This is a genomic window from Agathobacter rectalis ATCC 33656 (genome assembly GCF_000020605.1).
GTDB classification, from domain to species: Bacteria; Bacillota; Clostridia; order Lachnospirales; family Lachnospiraceae; genus Roseburia; species Roseburia rectalis.
In genome coordinates, this window is the sequence record NC_012781.1 from 1,131,777 (window position 1) to 1,154,104 (window position 22,328).

Sequence of the window (22,328 nt, forward strand, 5' to 3'; positions counted from 1 at the left end):
AAGAGGCGGTCATATGAAATTTACGATTAAGCATGAGTCAAGAGGCCGTATGCGTGTTCATATGGAGCAGTACCGCATGACATATGAGCAGGCGGACACTCTGCTTTATGTGATTCACAATCACAGGAATGTTACCTTTGTAAAGGTTTATGACAGGACGGCTGATGCTGTGATTGAGTATGTAGGAGACAGAGAGCAGATTATAGAGCTGCTTCGCCACTTTCATTATGAGAGCGCCAATGTGCCACAGACTGTTATTAAGACATCAGGAAGAGAGCTTAATAATTCATATCAGGAAAAACTTATCGGAAGTGTTGTCTGGCATTACAGTAAAAAGCTCCTGCTGCCTTTGCCAATCAGGATAGCGCTTACTATTGGACGATCTGTAAAGTATATTGGAATTGGGCTTAAGTGTCTGCTGCAGAGAAAAATTGAAGTGCCGGTGCTTGATGCTACTGCCATCACGGTTTCGCTTGTCACAAAGGATTTTTCTACCGCAAGCTCTATTATGTTTCTGCTTGGAATAGGTGAGCTTTTGGAGGAATGGACACACAAGAAGTCTGTTGATGACCTGGCCAGAAGCATGTCGCTTAATGTGAGCAAGGTATGGCTTAGGACACCTGAGAATCAGGAGATACTCGTTGAGTCCTCAAAGATTGAAAAGGGCGACAAGGTTGTTGTCCACATGGGAAATGTCATACCGTTCGACGGAGAGGTATTAGATGGCGATGCGATGGTCAATCAGGCTTCCCTGACAGGTGAGTCGGTTCCGGTTCAAAGAACTGTCGGCAATACTGTGTTTGCAGGCACTGTTGTCGAGGAGGGCGAGATTACTATCAGGGTCAAGGAGGTTGAAGGAAACAACCGTTTTGACCAGATTGTTACTATGATAGAGGAGTCCGAAAAGCTTAAATCTGAGCTGGAGGGAAAGGCTGAGCACTATGCTGACAAGCTTGTGCCGTGGACGCTTGGAGCTACAGGGCTTACATATCTTCTGACAAGAAATGTGACAAAGGCTATGTCAATTCTCATGGTGGATTTCTGCTGTGCACTCAAGCTTGCTATGCCAATCTCTGTGCTTTCTGCTATCAGAGAGGCAAGCCTTTATAATGTAACAGTAAAGGGAGGAAAGTTCCTTGAGGCTGTTGCGGAGGCTGATACCATCGTCTTTGACAAGACCGGTACACTCACAAAGGCACATCCGACTGTGGTTGATGTGGTGAACTTCAATGATGAGTATTCATCTGATGACATGCTTCGTGTTGCAGCCTGTCTGGAGGAGCATTTCCCTCATTCAATGGCAAAGGCAGTGGTAGACGCTGCGTCTAAGAAGGGGCTTTCCCACGAGGAAATGCATACAAAGGTGGAGTATATTGTGGCTCATGGAATTGCAACCTCCATCAATGGCAAGCGTACTGTTATCGGAAGCTATCATTTTGTCTTTGAGGATGAAAAATGTGTTGTTCCTGCAGGAAAGGAGCCACTGTTTGAGTCGCTTCCGCTGTATTATTCTCACCTGTATCTGGCTATTGAGGGTAAGCTTTCGGCAGTTATCTGTATAGAGGATCCTCTGCGTGATGAGGCAGCAGCAGTTGTTACTTCATTAAAGAAGGCAGGCATATCAAAGGTTGTCATGATGACAGGAGACAGTGAGCGTACAGCTTCTGTCATTGCGAAAAAAGTAGGTGTAGATGAATACTACGCCGAGGTTTTACCTGAGGACAAGGCTGCCTTTGTGGAGAGAGAAAAGGATAAGGGCAGAAAGGTCATTATGATTGGTGACGGCATAAATGATTCACCGGCTCTTTCTGCGGCAAATGTCGGTATTGCAATCAGTGACGGCGCTGAAATTGCCCGCGAGATTGCTGATATTACGGTGGGCTCGGATGATCTCTACCAGATTGTAACTCTTAAATATATAAGTAATGCTCTTATGAAACGTATAAAGAGCAACTATCGAAAGATTGTTGGTTTTAACTCAGGGCTCATTGCTCTTGGTGTGGCAGGTGTGCTTCCGCCGACTACGACAGCACTTTTGCACAATGGATCGACAATTCTTATCAGTGTGAACAGTATGAAGAATCTGCTTGAGTAGATTTTGGATGTCAATGTTTATTGATGTAGTACGGGGCGCTGCCGCGGGTACCGTGGTGGCACACGTACTATCCCGCGTGCTACGCTTCGTGGGTAAGATACTATACGAAATTATGCTTGAAGGGTTTCTATGCTTGACGAAACCGTCGAAACGCGCCGTCCATGGCGCGGTTCTCCTCGCCCCTGCGTCCTTGCAGGGGCGTTTCTGCGCTTCATGGCATAATTTCTACAGTATCTAACTCACTGCGCTATTCGCACACGTGATAGTACGTGTGCCACCGCGGTGCCCGCGGCAGCGCCCCTTACGTTGTGGTGGAAATAATGTAGGAATTGTGATAAACTAACTCATATGTAGTGCAGATTATTTTTATATGAGGTTAGATTAGTGAAGGTTGAAGAGGTTATAAGCAGGGTTGCAGAGCTTTGCAGACAGCATGATGCCCAAAAGGTAATTTTATATGGTTCAAGAGCTAAAGGTACTGCATTGGAACGTAGTGATATTGATATAGCGGTATCGGGAGTGAAGGATTTTGATACGCTTTCTGATGAAGTGGAGGACTTACCTACCTTGTACAGTGTTGATTTACTGAATTTGGATACATGCAGGAATGATTTATTATTGGAGGATATCAGACAGTATGGACGCAAAATTTGAGAGACGTTTTAAATCTTTTTGTAATTCACTAGATGCGTTAGCTGAGGCAAGGCAGAGAGACCTTTCCGATTCGTTTGTTTTGAGTGGGACAAGTGCTAAATTTAGCATTACTTTTGATTTATCGTGGAAGGTAATGAAAGATATTCTGGTACAATATTATTCGATAACCGGGTTTGTTACAGGTTCACCGCGAGAGGTGTTACGTGAATCCTTCAAGGCAAAGCTGATTTCTGATGATGCGTGGATGGATATGCTTAAGGTCAGAAATGAACTTGCACATGACTATGATTGTGAGGTTGTAAGGACACATTGTAATACAATTGTTGAAAAATATATTGATTTGTTTTATGATTTTAAGAATACGATAGATGAATTATTGAAGGTTGGATAAATTTTACGTAGATATATCTAATGCACAAAATTAACACAATATAGTAATAAAAACATAGAATTAAAGATAGCGATGACAAATATAGAGGTTGAAATAAACGATAATTATATATGTGTATATGAGAGGCTTAATGATGATTGCATTAGGCTTCTTCATATGTATGGGAAAAATCCGGTGTGTGTGGTGCCGGATATGCTTGACGGCATGAGAGTGACGGAGCTTGCGGAGTATTGCTTTTCTTTCAAGAGTATGCCTGAAAAATTGAAAACAGAGCTTGGGATTGATGATATTCTGCGTCCTGATATGACGGAGCTGTGTGATGATTATATTGAGAGGGTCATATTGCCGGACGGAATGAAAAAGATTGGCAGGCTGTGCTTTTATAATTGTTCAAGGCTGACTATGCTTGAGCTGCCATCCGACATATGTGATGTGGATGGTGACGCTTTCATGAACTGCACAAAACTTTATATGCTTGTGATGAGAGGCTCACCGAAGGATAAGTCGTGTCTTAAGCAGATTCTTTCACAGATAAGCACTCTTGTGAGGGTTAGATGGGCTGACAGCGATGGAAATGCGATTGCGCAGGCATGTTTTTTCGAGTACGACCAGACATATGATGAGATTGGTCCTGCTCATATTTTTAAGCTGAACATGAACGGAGAAGGCTTTCGCGCCAGACAGGCTTTTATGGACCGCGTGTTTGTGTGGAAGCAGTATGATGAAATATTTTCAGAGGCGATTGCGCAGGAGAGTGAGGATGACCTTTTAGATATGGCTTTTTATAGGCTTATTTATGCGTATGAGCTTTCAAAAGAAGCTAGGCAGCAGTTTTTGGAGTATATTGTCAATCATAAAAAAAGGCTGTCTGAGCTTATCATAAGAAAAAGGGATTCGGGTTTGCTGCAGAGTTTTCTGGAGCTTAAAGATGGTGAGGAGAATTTTATCGCAGATGTCCTGGCTGTTACTGATATGCTTGCACTTGCAGCACAGGATGAATGGAGTGAGGGCAGTGTGATTTTGCATAGATTTAAGAAGGAAAATCTGTCGGTATCCAGGAAGAGGCGGTTTGAATTTTAAATTTAAGTGTAAATGCAAAGGTTATGTTATTACTAAAAAATATTTGACTTTTTTCAAAAATAAAAATATAATAGCCTATGAACGAGTAGCAGACTAGCGTAAATCCAGTTTAGCTGCTCTTTTTTTTGTGCACCTGCTGTCGCACATCATTAAAATATATAGTGCATTATAAAGTGTGTAGCTTATCAGCGTAAGTCCAGCTTATGAGATAAGAGCGCACTTTTTTTATGCAGAAAAGGAGGAATAAGTTAAGATGGCAGAAAGTAACAAGATGAAGGACATGCCGGTAAATAAGCTCATGGTACAGATGGGAATACCGATGATTTTATCTATGGCATTGCAGGCAGTTTACAATATTGTAGACAGCGCCTTTGTGGGAAATATGAGGTCAGGAAGTGAGGCAGCACTTAATGCACTGACACTGGTATTTCCGGTTCAGATGCTTATGGTAGCAGTTGGAATTGGAACAGGAGTGGGAACCAATGCACTTCTTGCAAGAACACTTGGTCAGGGAAATAGTAAAAAAGCTGCAAAGGTTGCAGGAAACAGTTTATTTCTTGGTGCAATAATTTATATAGTATGCCTGTTGTTTGGAATTTTTGGAGTTAAAGCTTATATTTCATCACAGACCGTTGATCCTCAAGTTATTTCAATGGGAACAAATTACTTGAGAATATGTTGTGTGATTTCATTTGGAATTATTTTCTTTTCACTATTTGAAAAACTGCTGCAGGCAACAGGACGTTCTCTTTATTCTACAATTGGTCAGGTAGTTGGAGCAGTGGTAAATATTATTCTTGATCCTATTATGATTTATGGTATTGGACCGGTTCCGGAAATGGGAGTTAAGGGCGCCGCATATGCAACTGTTATCGGTCAGGTTGTGTCTGCAATACTGCTGTTTGTGTTTCATATGAAGCTGAACAGGGAATTTGAGCATGATACAAAGTATATGAAGCCTGATGGAGGAATAATCAGGGAAATTTATGCAATTGGACTTCCGGCTATTATTGCACAGGCTCTGATGTCAATTATGGTTTATGTGATGAATCTTATTTTGAAATTTAGTCCTTCGGCGCAGACTGCATATGGTTTGTTTTATAAGGTGCAGCAGTTTGTATTGTTCCTTGCATTCGGACTAAGGGATGCAATTACACCAATTATAGCTTTTTCATATGGAATGCATAGCAAAAAGAGAATTAAGGATGGCATCAGGTATGGATTGCTTTATACGATTGTGCTTATGGTCATAGGAGTAGCGATTACAGAAATTTTCCCGGGAGAATTTGCTGCTTTGTTCAATGCAGGAGCATCAAGAGAATATTTTATCGGGGCAATGAGAATTATTTCCATCAGCTTTATTTTTGCCGGAATAAATGTGGCATATCAGGGTATTTACCAGGCGCTTGATGGTGGTATGGAATCGCTTGTGATTTCACTGCTCAGACAGCTTATAATTATATTACCTTTGGCATGCATCTTCTCATTTTTTGTAAGAGGCGGACATATTGGAGTTTCGCTGATCTGGTGGGCATTTCCAATCACGGAGGTGACTGCTTGTATTGTAGGATATTTATTTTTAAAGAGAATCAATAAAAATAAAGTGGAAAACTTAAATTAAGGAGGCATAAGCCATGACAAAAAGAATCATTACGATAAGCCGAGAGTTTGGAAGTGGCGGACGTTTTATCGGAGAAGAAGTCGCAAATAAACTTGGAATTAAATATTATGACAAGGAAATAATTGGACAGATTGCAAAAGAGTCAGGACTGGCACCGGAGTATATTAAGGAAAATGCTGAGCTGTCCCCAAAGAAAGGGATTTTTGCATATGCATTTACCGGTCGTGATATTACAGGAAAATCAGTAGAAGATATGGTATATGAGGCACAGAGAAAAGTGATTTTGGATTTGGCAGAAAAAGAGCCATGTGTGATTATTGGAAGAAATGCTGATTATATTTTGAAAGACAGGGATGATGTATTGAATGTGTATATCCATGGGGATATGCCGGAAAAAATACAGCGTATCTGTAAGCTGCATAATACTTCAGAAGCTGATGCAGTAAAAATGATAAATGACATAGATAAAAGGCGTATGACAAATTATAATTTTTACACGGATCAGAAATGGGGAAAAGCTGCTAATTATACATTGTGCCTGAACAGCTCAAAGCTCGGGTATGACAAATGTGAGAGTATAATTATTGAATGTGTATAGTGTAATAAACTTATAATCCCGTATAGCTTATGATTGTATCATGAACTATCCGGGATTACTTTTTAAATATACTTTTTAAGATGTTGTTTGTGAGTCACATTTTATTGAGAAAATAAGGTTACTATAGTATAATAAACTCTGAAAATATTGCAGCAGAATAATAGGGTTTGTGAAGTATATGGGAAAGGAGGCAGCTTCATGAAAAAACATGTCCAGACAGATTCAGAGTGGCAGGAGGAAATGTCACAGAAAATAATAGATGAAATACAGTGCGAGTTGTATCTCGACATGCCTTTTATGAAACTGGCGCTCTCGGCTCTTTCCCCAAAGGTGAACGAGCAGCTTTACTCCATGGCAACTGACGGCACATATATTTATTACAATCCAATCAGGCTGATTGATATATTTAAGAAAAATGGCATGTATCTGAACCGGGCTTATCTGCACAGTGTGCTGCATTGTCTGTTTTTTCACCTGTGGACTAAAGGTGAGAGGGATGAATTTCTGTGGAATATGGCATGTGATATAATGGTTGAGTACACGATTGATACAATGGAAAAGAAAAGCACAAAGCGTATCCTAAGCTATATAAGAAAAACCACGTATGAGAGGCTTAAAAAAGAGCATATCGTGATTGCTCCCGGAGCCTTATACGCGTGGCTATACAAGCAGTATGCAGAAATAAAGGCTGAAGAAATCACGGATATAGATGATATTGCAAACACAACGGATAAAAATGAGCTTGCACTTTTGGCACGGGAATTTTACACAGATGACCACTCTTTGTGGCCGGAGGAGAAAAACGACAATGCTATGCCACTAAGCTCATCCGAGGCCCAAAAGCAGTGGCAGAAAATATCCAGACAGACACGTATGGAGAAAAGCCATTCAAAGGACAGCGAATCCGAGGGTGAGCAGGTAATGATGAGGGAGCTGTCCGCGAAAAGAAGCAGACGAAGCTACAAGGAGTTTCTGCGCAGGTTTGCAGTGCTTCGTGAGGAGGTACACGCAGATTATGATTCCTTTGATATGGGGTATTACGCGTATGGACTTTCGCTTTACGGCAATATGCCGCTCATTGAGCCTCTTGAAACGAGGGAGACATACAAGATAAGGGATTTTGTCATAGTACTTGATACGAGCTATTCTGTGAGTGGGGAGCTGGTGGAGCACTTTTTACAGGAGACCTTTACAATTCTCACGGAGTCGGACAGCTTTTTTGTCAGGAATAAAATACGCATCATACAGTGTGATGACAGCGTAAAGACGGACGAGGAAATTACAGATGAAAAGCAGATTAAGCCGCTTTTAAACAAGTTTACGCTCGTAGGAGGCGGAGGCACAGATTTCAGACCGGCATTTTCGTATGTGAGAGACCTTCTGGATAAGGGAGAGCTTAAGAACATGTGCGGACTTATATATTTTACTGATGGCAAGGGAATTTTCCCGGCAAAGTGTCCATCGTACAAGTGCGCATTTGTGTCGGTTGGTGCATATGAGGGTAATGAGGTGCCGCCATGGGCGATGCAGGTGGAGCTGGAGGAAACAATATGAATATAAAACAGGCAAAAAACGAAGTGAAAAATACAGTGAAAGCATACCTGTCAAAGGATGCACATGGAGAGTACGTGATACCGCAGATCAGGCAGAGACCGATGCTCTTAATCGGACCGCCCGGCGTAGGCAAGACACAGATTATGGAGCAGATTGCAAGAGAGTGCAAAATAGGTCTTGTGGCATATACCATCACGCATCACACGCGCCAGTCAGCGGTAGGACTGCCGTTTATAAAGGAGCGTGAGTATGACGGAAAGAGCTATTCAGTCACGGAATACACGATGAGCGAGATTATAGCCAGCGTCTATGAAAAGATGGAAGCAACAGGGCTTAAGGAGGGCATACTTTTTATTGATGAGATAAACTGCGTGTCCGAGACACTTGCGCCTACGATGCTTCAGTTTTTGCAGTGCAAGACATTTGGTAATCAGGCTGTTCCAAAGGGCTGGGTGATTGTTGCGGCAGGAAATCCGCCTGAGTATAATAAATCAGTGCGCGATTTTGATATGGTTACGCTCGACCGTGTCAGATATATATCGATAGAAGCGGACTATCAGGTGTGGAAGGAATATGCCAGAGATGTGCATATCCATGATGCACTTTTAAGCTATCTTGAGCTTCACCCAAACAATTTTTACAGGGTGGAAACTGACGTGGACGGTATGAATTTCGTCACGGCAAGAGGCTGGGAGGATTTAAGCAGTCTGCTTAAGGTGTACGAGGCGGGAGAACTTGCAGTCACGGAGGAGGTAATAGGTGAGTTTATCCATCATCCTGATATAGCAGAGGATGTGTACGCATATTTGGAAATCTACAGAAAATACAATGAGGATTACGGTATAAGCGATATATTGTCCGGAAATGTGAAAAAGTCAGTATATAAACGTGTGTTTGATGCTGATTTCGATGAGAGAATCACTGTGGTGAATCTGCTTTTAAGCGGACTGACAGTTGTTTTTTCGGATGTGGCCAGAGAGCGGAAAATGGTGCAGCTATGGTATGAGTTTCTGAAGGAATACAGAAAGTCACAAAGAAGCACTGAAGAGCAGCATGCGCTGTACAACAGTGCTGTGGAGCAGTTTTCAAAGAATATGGAGATATTGAAGGAGAGCTCTCTTATTTTGCCAAAGGAATATTACATCAGACAGGATGTCTTAAAGCATATCAAGGGTGATTTTGATACGGTGATGGATGATTTTACCGAAGAATCAGAGAAGCTTTCAACGATGGAGGATGCTGCAGGAGAGAAGCTAAACCACGCATTTGATTTTGTGGAGGATGTATTCTCGGACGACCAGGAGATGCTTGTCTTTGTGACAGAGCTGACCATCACACCGGAAATCAGCAGCTTTTTAGCTGAGAACGAATGTGAAAAATTTGATATCTACAATGAAAAGCTCATGGTTGGAAGCAACAGGACAAGGCTTTTAAAGGAGCTTGAGAGATAAATCCTGTTGATGTATGCAGGGAAGATTTGAAGGAATTATCTATGATTTATATATTTAGCGCTTTTTATGCTGAGGCAAAAAATATAATAGACCACTATGGCTTAAAAAAGGAAAAAAGCCCTGAAATGGTGAGATTTGATGTGTTTGCAAATGAGAGTATCAGGCTTGTGATAACAGGCGTAGGAGAAATCAATGCGGCGGCAGCGGTTTCAAATATCGGTGGTGCGTATGGGATTTCACCGGATGATGAGATTTTGAATGTGGGGTGTGGCGCTGGTTTTAGCAGTGATATCTGTTTGGGCAGTATATTTCTGGGAAACAAGCTCACTGAGCAGATGACAGGGCGTACATTTTACCCCGATATGCTGATGAAAGCAAATTTCAGGGAGTGTGAGATAGTAACGGTCGCAAGGGTGCTTAATGAAGGGAGCGATTCGGTTGTATATGATATGGAGGCAGCCGCCGTTTATCAGGCAGCAGCGTTTTTCGTGGGACCGCATCGTATGCATTTTATAAAGCTTGTTTCAGATGCCGGTGAGAGAATTGACCAGTCGAAAATCACAGAGCTTTTTGCTTTGCAGGAAGACAAAATATGCGGCTATATTGATAGGCTTTTAAGTGTAGGTGGTAATAAAACTTCAATAGATGATAAGACTAGAGGCGAAAATATGGCAGACTGCAATGCGACAGATGATACTAAATCCGCTTGGAATATTGACAGGCTGACCAGCGATATGCGCTGTTCCAAGGTAATGGGAGATCAGCTGGCACAGCTTATAAAGTATTGCAGATTAAGTGGTATAGATTATAAAGCTGTTCTGGATGAGTACTATACAAATGGCTTGCTGCCGTGTGAGAGCAAGCGTGAAGGAAAGAAATGTCTGTTTGAATTGAAACAGAGATTGTTGTAAGAAGGAAATGTCAAATGTGCCAATACAATAAAATGTTTTCACATGTATATGTGGAAAAAGGCGTGGCCGAGCATCCACGTACAAAGCAGATTTTAGAAAAGCTGAATAATACAACAGTCATAGAAATTGACCACTACAAGGATGTTTTCTGCCGCAAAAAGCAGAGTATTTCTGCTCAAAGCAATGCCAAGGCGCTCATTCTGGCAGAGAATACAAGCGGCTGCATATATGAAGGTGCACCGGTGTGTCAGAGCTTTGGAAATGAGAATTTCTACTATTGCTCATGCATGATGAACTGTATATTTGACTGCGAATACTGCTATTTAAAGGGCATGTATCCGTCTGGTAATCTTGTGGTGTTTGTAAATTTGGAGGATATTTTTGCGGAGCTTGAAGCACTTCTGGCGCAAAAAAGCATATATCTTTGCGTGTCATATGATGCAGACCTCGTGGCCATAGAGTCGCTTACCGGCTTTGTGAGGGAATGGATTGCTTTTACAAAAAAGCATGAGAATCTTACAATTGAAATCCGCACCAAGAGTGGCAGGTGTGATTTGTGGAGCAATTACGAAGCCTGTGACAGGGTAATTATTGCCTATACAGTTTCGCCTCAAAGGATTGCAGCAGAGTATGAGCATTTTGCGTCCGCACCTATGGAGCGGATTCAGGCAGCAAAATGTGCTATGGATGGTGGATTTCCAGTGCGACTGTGCTTTGATCCGATGATATACTGCAAGGACTGGAGAGGTGAATACAGCAGGCTGGTTGATGACGTATTTTCACAGATAGACGGTTTTACGCTGTGGGATGTGAGTATCGGAAGCTTCCGCATATCGCAGGATTATCTGAAGAAAATGCGAAAGGACATGCCTCGTAGTGCTGTGGTGAATTTTCCATACGACAATGTGAATGGGTATTACCAGTATCCGGAAAATATACGAAGTGATATGGAAGAGTTTATGGTACAGGCTGTATCCGAATATGTGGATAAGGACAGGATATTTATGTGGAAGTGATATTATTGCAATACATTTTCAATATATATATCACATGGTATGATTAAAGGGTCAAAGTATAAAGGAGCAATCAGATGAACAAAGCAATTGTAACCGGGGCGTCTTCCGGAATCGGAAAAGCTATATGCAGGCAGCTTGCAGCGAATGGCTGGCTGGTTTACGGAATAGGAAGAAGCTTCAATCAAAGTGATGATATCGCAGGGATAGAGCGTATAGTATGCGATATTACCGATACCGCAAAGCTCATCAAGACAATAAAAGAAATTAATAAAAATCATGATATATCACTTCTCATAAACAATGCAGGAGTCGGCTTTTACGCGCTTCATGAGGAACTTAATCCTGTAAAAATATCACAGATGGTGAGGACAAATCTTGAGGCACCGATGATTATCACAAATTTGCTGCTTCGCGATTTAAAGAAAAACAAAGGAACAATAATAAATATCTCATCAATCACTGCTGAAAAGACGAATCCGCACGGCTGTGCCTATGGTGCCACAAAGGCAGGGCTTACGAGCTTTTCCCACAGCCTGTTTGAGGAGGCGAGAAAGTACGGTGTGCGTGTGGTAAATTTAGAGCCTGATATGACCGATACCAATCTGTACAGGAATGCTGATTTTACAGTGGATGAAAATGAAGCTGCAAGAATACAGCCAAATGAGGTTGCAGACGCAGTGCTTTATGTTTTAGGGCAAAGAGAAGGCCTTGTGATGACAGATATCACCATAAGGCCACAGCTTCACAGAATTGCAAGAAAGTAAAGTGTTTATATTTTAAAAAGCATCAAATGCCATTCGAACGATTGACTTATAGTCATTAAGCGTCTGGCATTTTTTAATTTTCTTCCAGAGCTTTTCAGAGTCAGAAAACAGCCCATGCATATATGCCCAGATTTCCTTCATGCGGAAAATGGCATCCTTTTCACCGGAAAAGATGGACAGATAACCGGATAAAATCTCATCATGCCAGTTCTTTAAGCGCTCGCGAAGCTCGGCTTTATCCATGCTTATACCCTTAAGCTCTGCGATAAGAGCAGGATTTGCAAACAGTCCGCGGCCTATCATGATTTCATCAATATCAGGGAAACAGTCGGTTAGGGCATTAAAACTATTAGTATCAGTGATATCTCCGTTGTAGCAGAGTGTTGTTTTATCAGGATTTATTTTCTGCATGGCGAGGGCGAAGTCATCCATGCGCGGCGTATTTTTATAAAAATCCTTTTGGACTCTCGGATGCACGGTAAGCTCACTTATCGGATATTTACTGTATATTTCGATAAGCCTGTGCCATAGCTCATCATCGTTAAAGCCAACGCGTGTTTTTATTGAAACAGGAAAATCAGCTTTTGTATACAGTTCATCGAGGAAGCTATCCAGCATATCAGGATATGCGAGTATGCCGGAGCCTCGTTTCTTGGATACGACGGTGCCTGACGGACAGCCGAGATTTACATTTATCTCATCATATCCGTAAGGAACAAGCTGCCTGTGCAGGTCTATGACCTCGTCTGCCACTATAGACATGGCCTGCGGTATGAGAGTGATTCCGTCGTTGTTTACCGGGTCTATGTCTCTTTTTATCTTGGCATTCATGCGCTTTGCGGCAGGGATGAACGGTGTGTAGTATTTGTCTATGTAGTCAAAATGGTGGTGGAATGCGTTTCTTACTGTATATCCGGTCAGCCCCTGCATCGGTGCGAGAAAAAATTTCATGTGATTGTGAATCTCCTCATTTATGATTAATCAGATTACTACATGCTACGCATTCGCGTAATCTGACTCTACTTTTTGATCCTTTAATCATAATATGGGAAAAAGCCTGAAATGTAAACCCCCATAACGTGAAAAGAAGCCGAGGGAAGCGGCTTCTTTTCGAGGAGTTTAGTTTATGAAAAAATGTTTAAAAAAGGGAATTTGTAAAGGTGTATCTCCTTTACAGGTATTACTATACTAAATAAATTTGTCCAAATTGTGTCCTTAATCGAAAAGAATAATAAAAAACTTAAATAATTTATGAAGAAAAAAGCTAAAAAAATCATTTGAATTTGCACATTGAATATATTGAAAAAAAATTGATAATTAGATACAATAGACAGTAAACGGGTAATTGTATCGGTTGAATACTTATGATTAGGGAGCAGATAATATGAGTTATGCAGATAAAGTTTTTGTAGCGATGTGTCAGGACATTCTGGAAAATGGCACAAGCACTGAGGGAGAGCTGGTGCGTCCCCACTGGGAGGATGGCACAAGCGCCTATACAATAAAGAAGTTTGGTGTCGTCAACAGATATGATTTGTCAAAGGAATTTCCGGCTATCACTTTAAGAAAGACATATATCAAGAGTGCAACGGATGAGCTTCTTTGGATATGGCAGAAGAAATCCAACAATATCCATGATTTAAAAAGCCATGTGTGGGATGAGTGGGCAGATGAGGATGGTTCAATCGGCAAGGCCTACGGATATCAGCTTGGTGTAAAGCATCAATATAAGGAAGGCATGATGGATCAGGTGGACAGAGTCATTTATGATTTGAAGCATACACCTTTTTCAAGAAGAATACTTACCAATATATATGTGCATCAGGATCTGCATGAGATGAATCTGTATCCGTGCGCATACAGCATGACATTCAACGTGACACAGAAAAAGGGTGATGACAGGCTCACATTAAATGGTATCTTAAACCAGCGCTCACAGGATGTGCTTGCGGCGAACAACTGGAATGTATGCCAGTATGCGGTGCTTATGCATATGCTGGCGCAGGTGTGTGATATGAGAGTCGGAGAGCTGGTGCACGTGATTGCAGATGCACACATTTACGACAGGCATGTGCCAATTGTGAAGGAGCTGATTGAGAGACCACAGTACGATGCTCCAAAGTTCTGGCTCAATCCTGACATAAAGGATTTCTATCAGTTTACGACCGATGATATCAAGATAACAGACTATGTGACAGGTGAGCAGATTAAGGATATACCTATTGCGGTTTAAAGAATGTGGATATGAAGCAGTTATAAGAAGGTTATTGTTCACTACTTTGTGTGAACAGCAACGATTACAACAGGGAGAAAATCATGAATTTAATAGCAGCAGTTGACAATAACTGGGCAATTGGAAAAAATAACCAGTTGCTCGTTCGGATACCTATGGACCAGAAGTTTTTCCGCGAGATGACTACAGGAAAGGTTGTAGTCATGGGCAGAAAGACACTTGAGAGCTTTCCAAACAGCAGACCTCTTAAGAACAGAACCAACATAGTGCTCACACATAACCCATCCTATGAGGTGGAGGGTGCTGTCGTGGTTCACTCACTTGATGAGCTTCACAAGGAGCTTGAAAAATACAATTCTGAGGATATTTATATCATTGGTGGACAGAAAATTTATGAGCAGCTCGTGGATGAATGCGATGTAGCCCACATCACAAAGGTGGACTTCGAGTATGATGCGGATGCATATTTTCCAAATCTTGACGAGAAGCCTGAGTGGCAGATTACGGGAGACAGCGAAGAGCAGACATACTTTGATTTGGAGTTTTATTTCCTTCGATATGAGAAAGTAAAATAAACTATTAAATAGAAACGAGGATGACAGCAGTATGGACATCACAGGAAGAAAATTATTTGTAAAAGCATTGGAGGAGGAAGGCGTAGATACTATTTTTGCCTATCCGGGAGGAACAGTTACAGATTTATTCGATGAGTTATACAAGACTAATTCAATCAATCTGGTTCTGCCGAGACATGAGCAGGGCCTGATTCATGAGGCTGAGGGCTATGCAAAGTCTACAGGCAAGGTGGGTGTCTGCCTTGTGACAAGCGGTCCCGGTGCTACCAACACAGTTACAGGTCTTGCAGATGCGCATTATGACAATGTGCCACTTGTGTGCTTTACAGGGCAGGTACCGCTTCCACTTATCGGAAATGATGCCTTTCAGGAAGTGGATATAGTCGGAATCACCAGAAATATCACAAAGTATTCTGTTACAGTCCGTGACAGAAAGGACCTTGGAAAAATCATAAAGATGGCATTTCATATTGCAAGGACCGGAAAGCCGGGCCCTGTACTGATTGATTTGCCAAAGGATATACAGACTGCATCCGGTCCGGCAGAGTATCCGGACAAGGTGGAAATCAGAGGCTATCGTGTAAATGATACAGTACATGTCGGACAGCTTAAGCGCGCCTACAAGATGTTAAAGAGTGCAAAAAAACCGCTTATCCTTGCAGGAGGCGGTATAAATGTTGCCAGGGCAAATGAAAACCTGCGCCGTTTTGCGGAGGCAGAGAATGTGCCTGTTGTCACTACAATAATGGGTAAGGGAGCTATACCTACCACCCATCCGCTTTATGTGGGAAACTGTGGTATGCACGGCAAATATGCGGCAAACAAGGCAGTCAGTGAGTGTGATTTACTTTTTTCAATAGGTACACGATTTAATGACAGAATAACCGGTGACTTAAATGAGTTCGCTCCAAAGGCAAAGATTGTACATATTGATGTGGATACTGCATCTATTTCACGAAATGTAGTGGTTGATGTGCCTATCGTTGCAGATGCCAATGTGGCGCTCGACAAGTTAAACGAGTGGGCTGAGCCGATAAAGACTGCTGAGTGGCAGAAGCAGATTAAGGCATGGGATGAGGAAAATCCTCTTGGCATGAGAAGAGACAAGGGTATGACACCTCAGATGATTATGGAGCATATCAATAAGAACTATAAGGATGCAATCTACGTTACAGATGTAGGTCAGCATCAGATGTGGGCTACACAGTACTTAGAGCTTGACAGCAACAGCCAGCTTCTTACATCGGGAGGTCTTGGAACCATGGGCTTTGGTCTTCCGGCAGCAATAGGTGCAAAGATTGCAAATCCTGACAAGGATGTTGTATGCATAAGCGGTGACGGTGGACTTCAGATGAATATACAGGAGCTTGCCACCTCAGTTGTACAGGGAGCAGGAGTGACCATATGCGTGCTCAATAACTACTATCTGGGCATGGTGCGCCAGATGCAGCAGCTTTTTTATGGCAAGCGTTATTCTGCAACTTGCCTTCGAAGAAGAAAGGGCTGCCCGGATGAGTGCAAGGGACCAAACGAGGCATGTCCGCCATACACACCGGATTTTCTCAAGCTTGTTGAAAGCTATGGTGGACACGGAATCCGCGTGGAAAAGGAAGAGGATATCGATGCAGCCTTTGCAGAGGCAAAGAAATATAAGGATGTACCTGTAATTATTGAGTTTATGATAGCTACGGATGAGATTGTTCTTCCAATGGTCAAGAGCGGAAATCCTATGAGCGAAATGATTTTAAAGTAGGAGGTGCAGAAGATGAATAATATTGAAATGAAAAACAGATGGATTGCACTTTATGTTGAGAATGAGGTCGGTGTTTTAGCAAAGGTTTCAGGACTTTTCTCTGCAAAATCCTACAATTTACAGTCTCTTACGGTTGGAACAACAGAGGATGAGACTATTTCCAGAATGACTATTTGCGTTACAAGCGATGATATTACCTTTGAGCAGATAAAAAAGCAGCTCAACAGAATGGTCGAGGTCATCAAGGTTATTGACCTGACTGATGTGCCTCTGCATATGAAGGAAATACTCTATGTCAGGGTATCAAAGCTCACCCGCGAGGAAATTACTGATATCTTCCAGACAGCGCAGGTTTTTAATATTGATGTGGTGGACAAGAATGCCGACAGCGTGATCTTAGAGAGCAAGCTCACAGAGCACCGCAATGATGATCTTATAGCCCTGCTCAAGTCACAGTACAAGCATATCTCGGTTGTGCGCGGTGGTGCCGTGGCCATTGAAGCTATGAGTACCGGCTGCCGCTAGATTATATATAGAATCTTGTGACAGTAATGAGGGGACAATTTGTATGTGTTGTTGCACAATGGTAAAATTAGTGTAATATTAACATAGAGTAAGGGACGAGAAGAACCCTAATATGTATTTATAAGCGATTACGAAGTGACTTAGATATTGTTAGAATTATGCCATGAAACACAGAAATGCCCTGCCATGGACGGCAGGGCAAGGCGTTATGCGCCACGGACGGCGCATAAAAGCCGGTTTCGTCAAGCATAGAAAATCTTAAAGCATAATTCTTACAATTATCTTAGCCACGTAGTTTTAAGCGCATAAATACATATTAGGGTTCTTCTCGTCCCGTAGTATTGCAATAAATTAGCGAGCCGCAACCTCAATAATTTCACCAACATACATAGTGTGCATATCGTGATCGCCGTACCATTGACGCATAATGGCTTTGTCTGTAAATGAAGCCTCTTCAATAGGCACAGCAGCCATCTTGCGACAGAGGAATACGAGATTTGCCTCATCCGGATATGGTATGCCATGGCGTGTAGCAGGAGACAGACCGGCCTTTGACCATTTGTCTTCTCCGCGTCCTGAGTGAGCACCACAGTATTTTAAGGCATCGCGGTATTTCTCGCTAAGGAAAGAAAGTGAGAAAAACTCACCATTGTCTATGAAATCCTTAGTATATCTTGATTCCCTGATAAAAATAAATACGACATTTTTGCCCCAGAGGACACCGGTTCCACCCCATGAAACGGTCATGGTGTTTGATTTTTCCTTGTCGCCGGCTGTCACGAGAGCCCACTCCTTACTGAGCTTGGTGAATGGATTGATATCGAGCATGTCGATTGGATATGGTTGAAATGTATGCATAATTTTCCTCCTGAATATTAATAAAATTGACAAATGCTGCTAAGTGACATATAATACACTTAGTAAGGCAGTCGGTAGGTGAGTGCACTTCACCTGATCCGGCAAATTAAGTTAATAAGTTATCGTAAGAGATAGCCGTTCCCAGACTTTACCAGAGGCAGGACGGCTATTTCTTATGTTTTCTGTGAGTATCTATGTATGTCAGAATCGCTACCAGCATGATAACGAAAGTAAATAAGTCGTTCCAAGAAACCATAATAATCATCCTTTCCGTAAGACTCGGATCAGATGAGAGCACGTCCCCCAACCACCTTAGTAAGTGTATTGTATGCAGTGCAAGTCAGAAAAATCTGAGATTTTCCTGACTGCCTGTTGCCTACGCTCATTATATCATATGCGCTACACTTTGTGCATATTATTGTAAAAAGATATTAAGGTAATAATATTCATGAAAAATCTGCACATTTTACAACAGGAGTCAATTGATGAGGGGCGGCTTCAGGTGAGAGTACGACAGAAAAACATGGGGACGCCGGTTGCGGATGCAAGGGTGTCAGTCAGCTATTCCGGGGATCCGCAGGGAAAGATAGAGGAGACTGATACCAACGAATCGGGAAGCATAGAGGCAGTTGAGATTGCCACTCCGCCACTTGAGTATTCTATGTCGCCCAGTGAGTCACAGCCGTATTCGGAGGTGACGGTAACTGTTTCAGCTAACGGATACAGAAATATCACGGTTTCGGGCGTTGAGGTGATGCCCGACAGACTTTCAATACAGGATATTGAGCTGGAAGTACTTGATGCACCGGGAAATGATGTGGACAATATTGTTATTCCGGCACATACACTCTACGGTGATTATCCTGCCAAGATACCTGAGCCGGAGATTATGCCGGTTGCTGAGACCGGTGAGATTGTACTTAATCGTGTTGTGATTCCGGAATATGTTATTGTGCATGATGGGGCACCATCGGATTCCACAGCGGCAAATTATTATGTCAGATATAAGGATTACATCAAAAATGTAGCTTCCAGTGAGATATATGCGACCTGGCCTGATGCCACTATAAGGGCAAATGTGCTTGCGATTATGTCATTCACGTTAAACAGGATATACACGGAGTTCTATCGGGGAAAGGGCTATAATTTTAATATTACTTCGTCCACGGCATATGACCACAAATTCATCTATGGCAGAAATATATATGACAATATCTCGCTGATAGTAAATGAAATGTTTGAAAACTATCTGTCGAGACCTAATGTGAAGCAGCCGATTCTGACGCAGTACTGTGACGGACAGAAGGTCTCCTGTCCGAGCTGGATGACCAGATTGCGTTTGCGTATAAACTCTCTCCAACCCCAGTATTTACAAGGGGTTGGAGGTATAAAAGTAAACATCAATAGTGGCCTCTTTTTTATTAAACACGATTTTTTCCACTACGGATTTCAATAAATCATTGCGTGTCTGCATAGAGAGATCTTCATTGAGCAGACTATCGTATACTGTTTTGATTTTGCTGCGGAGTGCAGCAGTGGTGTCTGATTTTGCAGCAGGCTTTGGGAGTGCATTTATGCGACTTTCAATACTTTTTCTCTCTTCCAGAAGCAGTTCTTTATTCTTACGATACTCTTCGATAGTATCGATTCCATCCATATAAGCCATTTTAATACGTTTTTCTTTCTTTGTGAGTTCATCCAATTGATTCTGATAAATATCAATAGCTGCAGGATAGTTGCTTTGAGAATCTGTATTAATAACCTTGAACGATAGATTTTCAGAGCTAATAGCATCTTTCAATGCTGCTAGAACCATAGGAACTATTTTCTTTTCTGATATAGCATGTGAAACATTACATTTTCCTTTTAAATATCCATAGCACTGCAGGTAAATGTACCGTTTGCCTTGTTTATTGGCACCTGCAAGAGAAATAGATAGCGACCGGCCACAGGCAGAACATTTGACAATACCGGACAACCAGTGAGAGCATACGCCACTTGGTTTCGCATATCGCGGGCGATAATTTGACTCAAGCCGGACTTTTGCCCTTTGAAACTGTTCAGGAGATATAATTGGTTCATGTGCTCCGTCGGCAATAATCCATTCGGTCTTGTCTTTTGGACGTGATGCAGAATCTCTTTTATTCCAAACGGATTTACCGGTATATACTTCATTGGTCAATATGTATTTGATTCCGCGGTTTTCAAAAGACTTACCGGCCCGCGTTTTATATCCAAGAGCATTGAGCTGACGTGTGATCTCAATGATAGAATAACCCTGCTCAGTGTATAGATTGAAAATCATACGGACTATTTTAGCCTCTGATTCCACAATAACAGGAGTTGCTTTGTGTGCCGTAATAGAATATCCGAGTGGTGGACTTGCCTGAAAATTTCCACGCATGGCATTTTCTGTCATGCCTCTTGTAACTTCCCCGGAAAGACGGATAGAGTAATATTCATCCATCCATTCTATGATCCTTTCAATAAGTGTACCAAAAGGACCGTCAACAAGAGGCTCAGATACACTAATAACCTCTACATTATTTTTACGAAGCAATGATTTATATACAATTGATTCCTCCTGATTTCGTGCAAAACGAGAGAACTTCCACACGAGTATAGCATCAAAAGGATGTTCCTTGGATTTGGCAAGTCCTATCATACGTTGAAAGTTTGGCCGTTTATCTGCTTTACGTCCGCTTATGCCATCTTCCTCAAATATGTATTCGTTTGACAGTATGATATTATTTTTGGCAGCATATTCCAAAAGAAGTCTGCGCTGAGCATCAGGAGATAGCTCTTCCTGTTTGTCTGTTGAGACTCTGATATACAGAGCACCAGTGCGTAGTTTTTCCATATTACACCTATCCTTTCTAAAAATATATGCAAAAAGGTACAAAAATAACACCTATCCTTTGACAGATGGTGTTCCGAAAGGTATAATATGGTTGTCTGGACCTATTATACTCTTCGGAGTACAGGTTACATCGCCTTGGTGTTGGTAGCGCCAGGGCAATTTTTAGTTACAGCATCTTTTACATGGTGTCAAACCAAGAGATTTTGCCTCTTCAATATCAATTTGAATAGCATCCTGCATACCACTACATGATGGAATAGTGTGATACTTTGAACCAGATGCTTTATAATATACAAAATCCTTTTTAACAATATCAATATTTAATACTTTAGAAAGATATTCACTGTCATCAGGAAAAAGGGAGCAGTGACGATTGAGTTCATATTGAAGAGCGTTATTAAGTCGGTCAAAAGGTGTTGTGTATGATAACAAACTTAATATAAAAAGCAATTCACTAAAACCAGAGGCCATTAAACCATAATCCGCATGAAAAATCTCGTCTTTTCGCAGGGTATTGCGACTGTGATAGTTATAAATACGACCGCCATGCGCGGACATATTTCTGTAATCAATACAAATGAAAAGAGTATCCATCATAAGTTTTTTCATGGAATCATCGTAAATAAAATCGTAGTGGTCATGGTATAAATGGGATATCATTTCATTTTGCTCAGGAGTTTTAAAGAATCCGACAAAATTAACAATTGTAGTAAAATATACCCCCTTAAAGAGTATCCAAGGTGGAACATCACCATACTTTGACATATAGTGGTGTATTGGATCTTTATCTGAATACAATGCCTTTTTTATCTTTTCTAAAGTTTCAGAAAGTGTAAATCTCTTTTTTCTACGTTTCTTATTAGCATAATTCCTATAATTAAGATATTTTGCAGAGGCAGTACTGAATGATTTTGAAATTACATCGGCAGCAGCTTCTTTAATGAACTCTTCCAGATCCAGCATAGCAGCCATGACAGAGTTTCTCAGATTCTTATCTAAAATAAATAAAGATAAAATTTGCTCAAAAGTAACGCCATCCTTATAATATATAGAATCATTGTACCTGATTATGTATGGTTCTCTATAGCTTTTGATCAAGTTAGAATAACCATATCTCGAAAGAGCACTAACAGCAAAAGCCTCATCTGATATTATAAGATTTTGAGATTTTAATTTTTCAAGCTGACTATATACGTCAGTATAAGTTATTTGTTTATTCATTGTATAATCCTCATAAACGCAAAAAAAGCCTTGGAATAAACCAAGACCAATTTTGCGACCGCACAGCAGTCATTCGCTAATTAGCTACATTATAGCATATGAATTAGTCTTGTCAAGTATTCATGTTAAAAATAAAACAAACTTTCAACTTAAAATTGTCTGGATATT

General features: G+C 41.4%; 20 protein-coding genes. 16 read left to right on the plus strand and 4 right to left on the minus strand.

The genetic code is table 11. The features are described from left to right. Positions 1 to 13: 13 nt before the first annotated feature. From EUBREC_RS05500 to EUBREC_RS05550, 11 genes are all read left to right on the plus strand, one after another. Positions 14 to 2,095, plus strand: coding sequence for a heavy metal translocating P-type ATPase (locus tag EUBREC_RS05500; protein ID WP_012742093.1), 2,082 nt, complete (start codon positions 14 to 16; stop codon positions 2,093 to 2,095). Between the two features lie 384 nt (positions 2,096 to 2,479). Continuing rightward, complete coding sequence (locus tag EUBREC_RS05505) at positions 2,480 to 2,749, plus strand: nucleotidyltransferase family protein (RefSeq protein ID WP_012742094.1); 270 nt, start codon at positions 2,480 to 2,482, stop codon at positions 2,747 to 2,749. Further along, positions 2,733 to 3,140 (plus strand): HI0074 family nucleotidyltransferase substrate-binding subunit, encoded by a 408-nt coding sequence (locus tag EUBREC_RS05510; RefSeq protein WP_012742095.1) that lies wholly within the window; start codon positions 2,733 to 2,735, stop codon positions 3,138 to 3,140. Before EUBREC_RS05505 ends, EUBREC_RS05510 begins: the two co-directional genes overlap by 17 nt. Positions 3,141 to 3,212: 72 nt before the next feature. Further along, positions 3,213 to 4,220, plus strand: a complete 1,008-nt coding sequence (locus EUBREC_RS05515) for a leucine-rich repeat protein (protein ID WP_012742096.1) — start codon at positions 3,213 to 3,215, stop codon at positions 4,218 to 4,220. Positions 4,221 to 4,473: 253 nt separating this feature from the next. Beyond that, a complete protein-coding gene (locus EUBREC_RS05520) occupies positions 4,474 to 5,841 on the plus strand; it encodes an MATE family efflux transporter (protein WP_012742097.1) in 1,368 nt (455 codons plus the stop codon). Between the two features lie 13 nt (positions 5,842 to 5,854). Then, positions 5,855 to 6,439: a cytidylate kinase-like family protein gene (locus EUBREC_RS05525; RefSeq protein ID WP_012742098.1), complete on the plus strand. Its 585-nt coding sequence runs from the start codon at positions 5,855 to 5,857 to the stop codon at positions 6,437 to 6,439. A gap of 198 nt (positions 6,440 to 6,637) precedes the next feature. Beyond that, positions 6,638 to 7,993: a vWA domain-containing protein gene (locus EUBREC_RS05530; RefSeq protein ID WP_012742100.1), complete on the plus strand. Its 1,356-nt coding sequence runs from the start codon at positions 6,638 to 6,640 to the stop codon at positions 7,991 to 7,993. Continuing rightward, positions 7,957 to 9,444 (plus strand): ATP-binding protein, encoded by a 1,488-nt coding sequence (locus EUBREC_RS05535; protein WP_012742101.1) that lies wholly within the window; start codon positions 7,957 to 7,959, stop codon positions 9,442 to 9,444. Before EUBREC_RS05530 ends, EUBREC_RS05535 begins: the two co-directional genes overlap by 37 nt. Before the next feature lie 41 nt (positions 9,445 to 9,485). Then, positions 9,486 to 10,355 (plus strand): nucleoside phosphorylase-I family protein, encoded by an 870-nt coding sequence (locus EUBREC_RS05540; RefSeq protein ID WP_012742102.1) that lies wholly within the window; start codon positions 9,486 to 9,488, stop codon positions 10,353 to 10,355. A 14-nt stretch (positions 10,356 to 10,369) separates the two neighbouring features. Continuing rightward, on the plus strand, positions 10,370 to 11,371 hold the full coding sequence (locus EUBREC_RS05545; RefSeq protein ID WP_012742103.1) for an SPL family radical SAM protein: 1,002 nt from the start codon (positions 10,370 to 10,372) through the stop codon (positions 11,369 to 11,371). Between the two features lie 74 nt (positions 11,372 to 11,445). After that, entirely contained in the window at positions 11,446 to 12,135 is a 690-nt protein-coding gene (locus EUBREC_RS05550) for an SDR family oxidoreductase (RefSeq protein ID WP_012742104.1), read from the plus strand. A gap of 12 nt (positions 12,136 to 12,147) precedes the next feature. On the opposite strand, the gene EUBREC_RS05555 is transcribed toward EUBREC_RS05550, so the two are convergent. Continuing rightward, the gene (locus tag EUBREC_RS05555; RefSeq protein WP_012742105.1) at positions 12,148 to 13,086 is read right to left on the minus strand and encodes a tRNA dihydrouridine synthase; all 939 of its coding nucleotides are present in this window, start codon (positions 13,084 to 13,086) and stop codon (positions 12,148 to 12,150) included. A 433-nt stretch (positions 13,087 to 13,519) separates the two neighbouring features. Here EUBREC_RS05555 and thyA point away from each other — a divergent pair, with 433 nt between their 5' ends. From thyA to ilvN, 4 genes are all read left to right on the plus strand, one after another. Beyond that, entirely contained in the window at positions 13,520 to 14,368 is an 849-nt protein-coding gene (thyA, locus tag EUBREC_RS05560) for a thymidylate synthase (protein WP_012742107.1), read from the plus strand. Positions 14,369 to 14,451: 83 nt separating this feature from the next. Beyond that, the gene (locus tag EUBREC_RS05565; protein WP_012742108.1) at positions 14,452 to 14,943 is read left to right on the plus strand and encodes a dihydrofolate reductase; all 492 of its coding nucleotides are present in this window, start codon (positions 14,452 to 14,454) and stop codon (positions 14,941 to 14,943) included. A gap of 31 nt (positions 14,944 to 14,974) precedes the next feature. After that, positions 14,975 to 16,696 (plus strand): biosynthetic-type acetolactate synthase large subunit, encoded by a 1,722-nt coding sequence (ilvB, locus tag EUBREC_RS05570; RefSeq protein ID WP_012742109.1) that lies wholly within the window; start codon positions 14,975 to 14,977, stop codon positions 16,694 to 16,696. A 27-nt stretch (positions 16,697 to 16,723) separates the two neighbouring features. Further along, positions 16,724 to 17,221 (plus strand): acetolactate synthase small subunit, encoded by a 498-nt coding sequence (gene ilvN, locus EUBREC_RS05575; protein ID WP_041254511.1) that lies wholly within the window; start codon positions 16,724 to 16,726, stop codon positions 17,219 to 17,221. Between the two features lie 351 nt (positions 17,222 to 17,572). On the opposite strand, the gene EUBREC_RS05580 is transcribed toward ilvN, so the two are convergent. Further along, the gene (locus EUBREC_RS05580; protein ID WP_012742112.1) at positions 17,573 to 18,079 is read right to left on the minus strand and encodes a flavin reductase family protein; all 507 of its coding nucleotides are present in this window, start codon (positions 18,077 to 18,079) and stop codon (positions 17,573 to 17,575) included. 448 nt (positions 18,080 to 18,527) lie between these two features. Here EUBREC_RS05580 and EUBREC_RS05585 point away from each other — a divergent pair, with 448 nt between their 5' ends. Then, positions 18,528 to 19,535, plus strand: a complete 1,008-nt coding sequence (locus EUBREC_RS05585; RefSeq protein WP_012742113.1) for a carboxypeptidase-like regulatory domain-containing protein — start codon at positions 18,528 to 18,530, stop codon at positions 19,533 to 19,535. Here the strand turns inward: EUBREC_RS05585 and EUBREC_RS16940 are convergent. Continuing rightward, on the minus strand, positions 19,449 to 20,939 hold the full coding sequence (locus EUBREC_RS16940; protein ID WP_012742114.1) for a recombinase family protein: 1,491 nt from the start codon (positions 20,937 to 20,939) through the stop codon (positions 19,449 to 19,451). The two genes, EUBREC_RS05585 and EUBREC_RS16940, sit on opposite strands and share 87 nt — an antisense overlap. Before the next feature lie 162 nt (positions 20,940 to 21,101). Continuing rightward, positions 21,102 to 22,160 (minus strand): Abi family protein, encoded by a 1,059-nt coding sequence (locus EUBREC_RS05595; protein WP_012742115.1) that lies wholly within the window; start codon positions 22,158 to 22,160, stop codon positions 21,102 to 21,104. Between the last annotated feature and the right edge of the window lie 168 nt (positions 22,161 to 22,328).

Coding starts and splice junctions, on each gene's coding strand:
- EUBREC_RS05540 (WP_012742102.1), top strand. CDS start 9,486: ATGATTTATATATTTAGCGCTTTTTATGCTGAGGCAAAAAATATAATA.
- EUBREC_RS05510 (WP_012742095.1), top strand. CDS start 2,733: ATGGACGCAAAATTTGAGAGACGTTTTAAATCTTTTTGTAATTCACTA.
- EUBREC_RS05530 (WP_012742100.1), top strand. CDS start 6,638: ATGAAAAAACATGTCCAGACAGATTCAGAGTGGCAGGAGGAAATGTCA.
- EUBREC_RS05535 (WP_012742101.1), top strand. CDS start 7,957: ATGGGCGATGCAGGTGGAGCTGGAGGAAACAATATGAATATAAAACAG.
- EUBREC_RS05555 (WP_012742105.1), bottom strand. CDS start 13,086: ATGAAATTTTTTCTCGCACCGATGCAGGGGCTGACCGGATATACAGTA.
- EUBREC_RS05565 (WP_012742108.1), top strand. CDS start 14,452: ATGAATTTAATAGCAGCAGTTGACAATAACTGGGCAATTGGAAAAAAT.
- EUBREC_RS05515 (WP_012742096.1), top strand. CDS start 3,213: ATGACAAATATAGAGGTTGAAATAAACGATAATTATATATGTGTATAT.
- EUBREC_RS05500 (WP_012742093.1), top strand. CDS start 14: ATGAAATTTACGATTAAGCATGAGTCAAGAGGCCGTATGCGTGTTCAT.
- EUBREC_RS05550 (WP_012742104.1), top strand. CDS start 11,446: ATGAACAAAGCAATTGTAACCGGGGCGTCTTCCGGAATCGGAAAAGCT.
- EUBREC_RS05525 (WP_012742098.1), top strand. CDS start 5,855: ATGACAAAAAGAATCATTACGATAAGCCGAGAGTTTGGAAGTGGCGGA.
- ilvN (WP_041254511.1), top strand. CDS start 16,724: ATGAAAAACAGATGGATTGCACTTTATGTTGAGAATGAGGTCGGTGTT.
- EUBREC_RS05585 (WP_012742113.1), top strand. CDS start 18,528: ATGAAAAATCTGCACATTTTACAACAGGAGTCAATTGATGAGGGGCGG.
- EUBREC_RS05520 (WP_012742097.1), top strand. CDS start 4,474: ATGGCAGAAAGTAACAAGATGAAGGACATGCCGGTAAATAAGCTCATG.
- EUBREC_RS05545 (WP_012742103.1), top strand. CDS start 10,370: ATGTGCCAATACAATAAAATGTTTTCACATGTATATGTGGAAAAAGGC.
- EUBREC_RS16940 (WP_012742114.1), bottom strand. CDS start 20,939: ATGGAAAAACTACGCACTGGTGCTCTGTATATCAGAGTCTCAACAGAC.
- EUBREC_RS05595 (WP_012742115.1), bottom strand. CDS start 22,160: ATGAATAAACAAATAACTTATACTGACGTATATAGTCAGCTTGAAAAA.
- EUBREC_RS05580 (WP_012742112.1), bottom strand. CDS start 18,079: ATGCATACATTTCAACCATATCCAATCGACATGCTCGATATCAATCCA.
- ilvB (WP_012742109.1), top strand. CDS start 14,975: ATGGACATCACAGGAAGAAAATTATTTGTAAAAGCATTGGAGGAGGAA.
- thyA (WP_012742107.1), top strand. CDS start 13,520: ATGAGTTATGCAGATAAAGTTTTTGTAGCGATGTGTCAGGACATTCTG.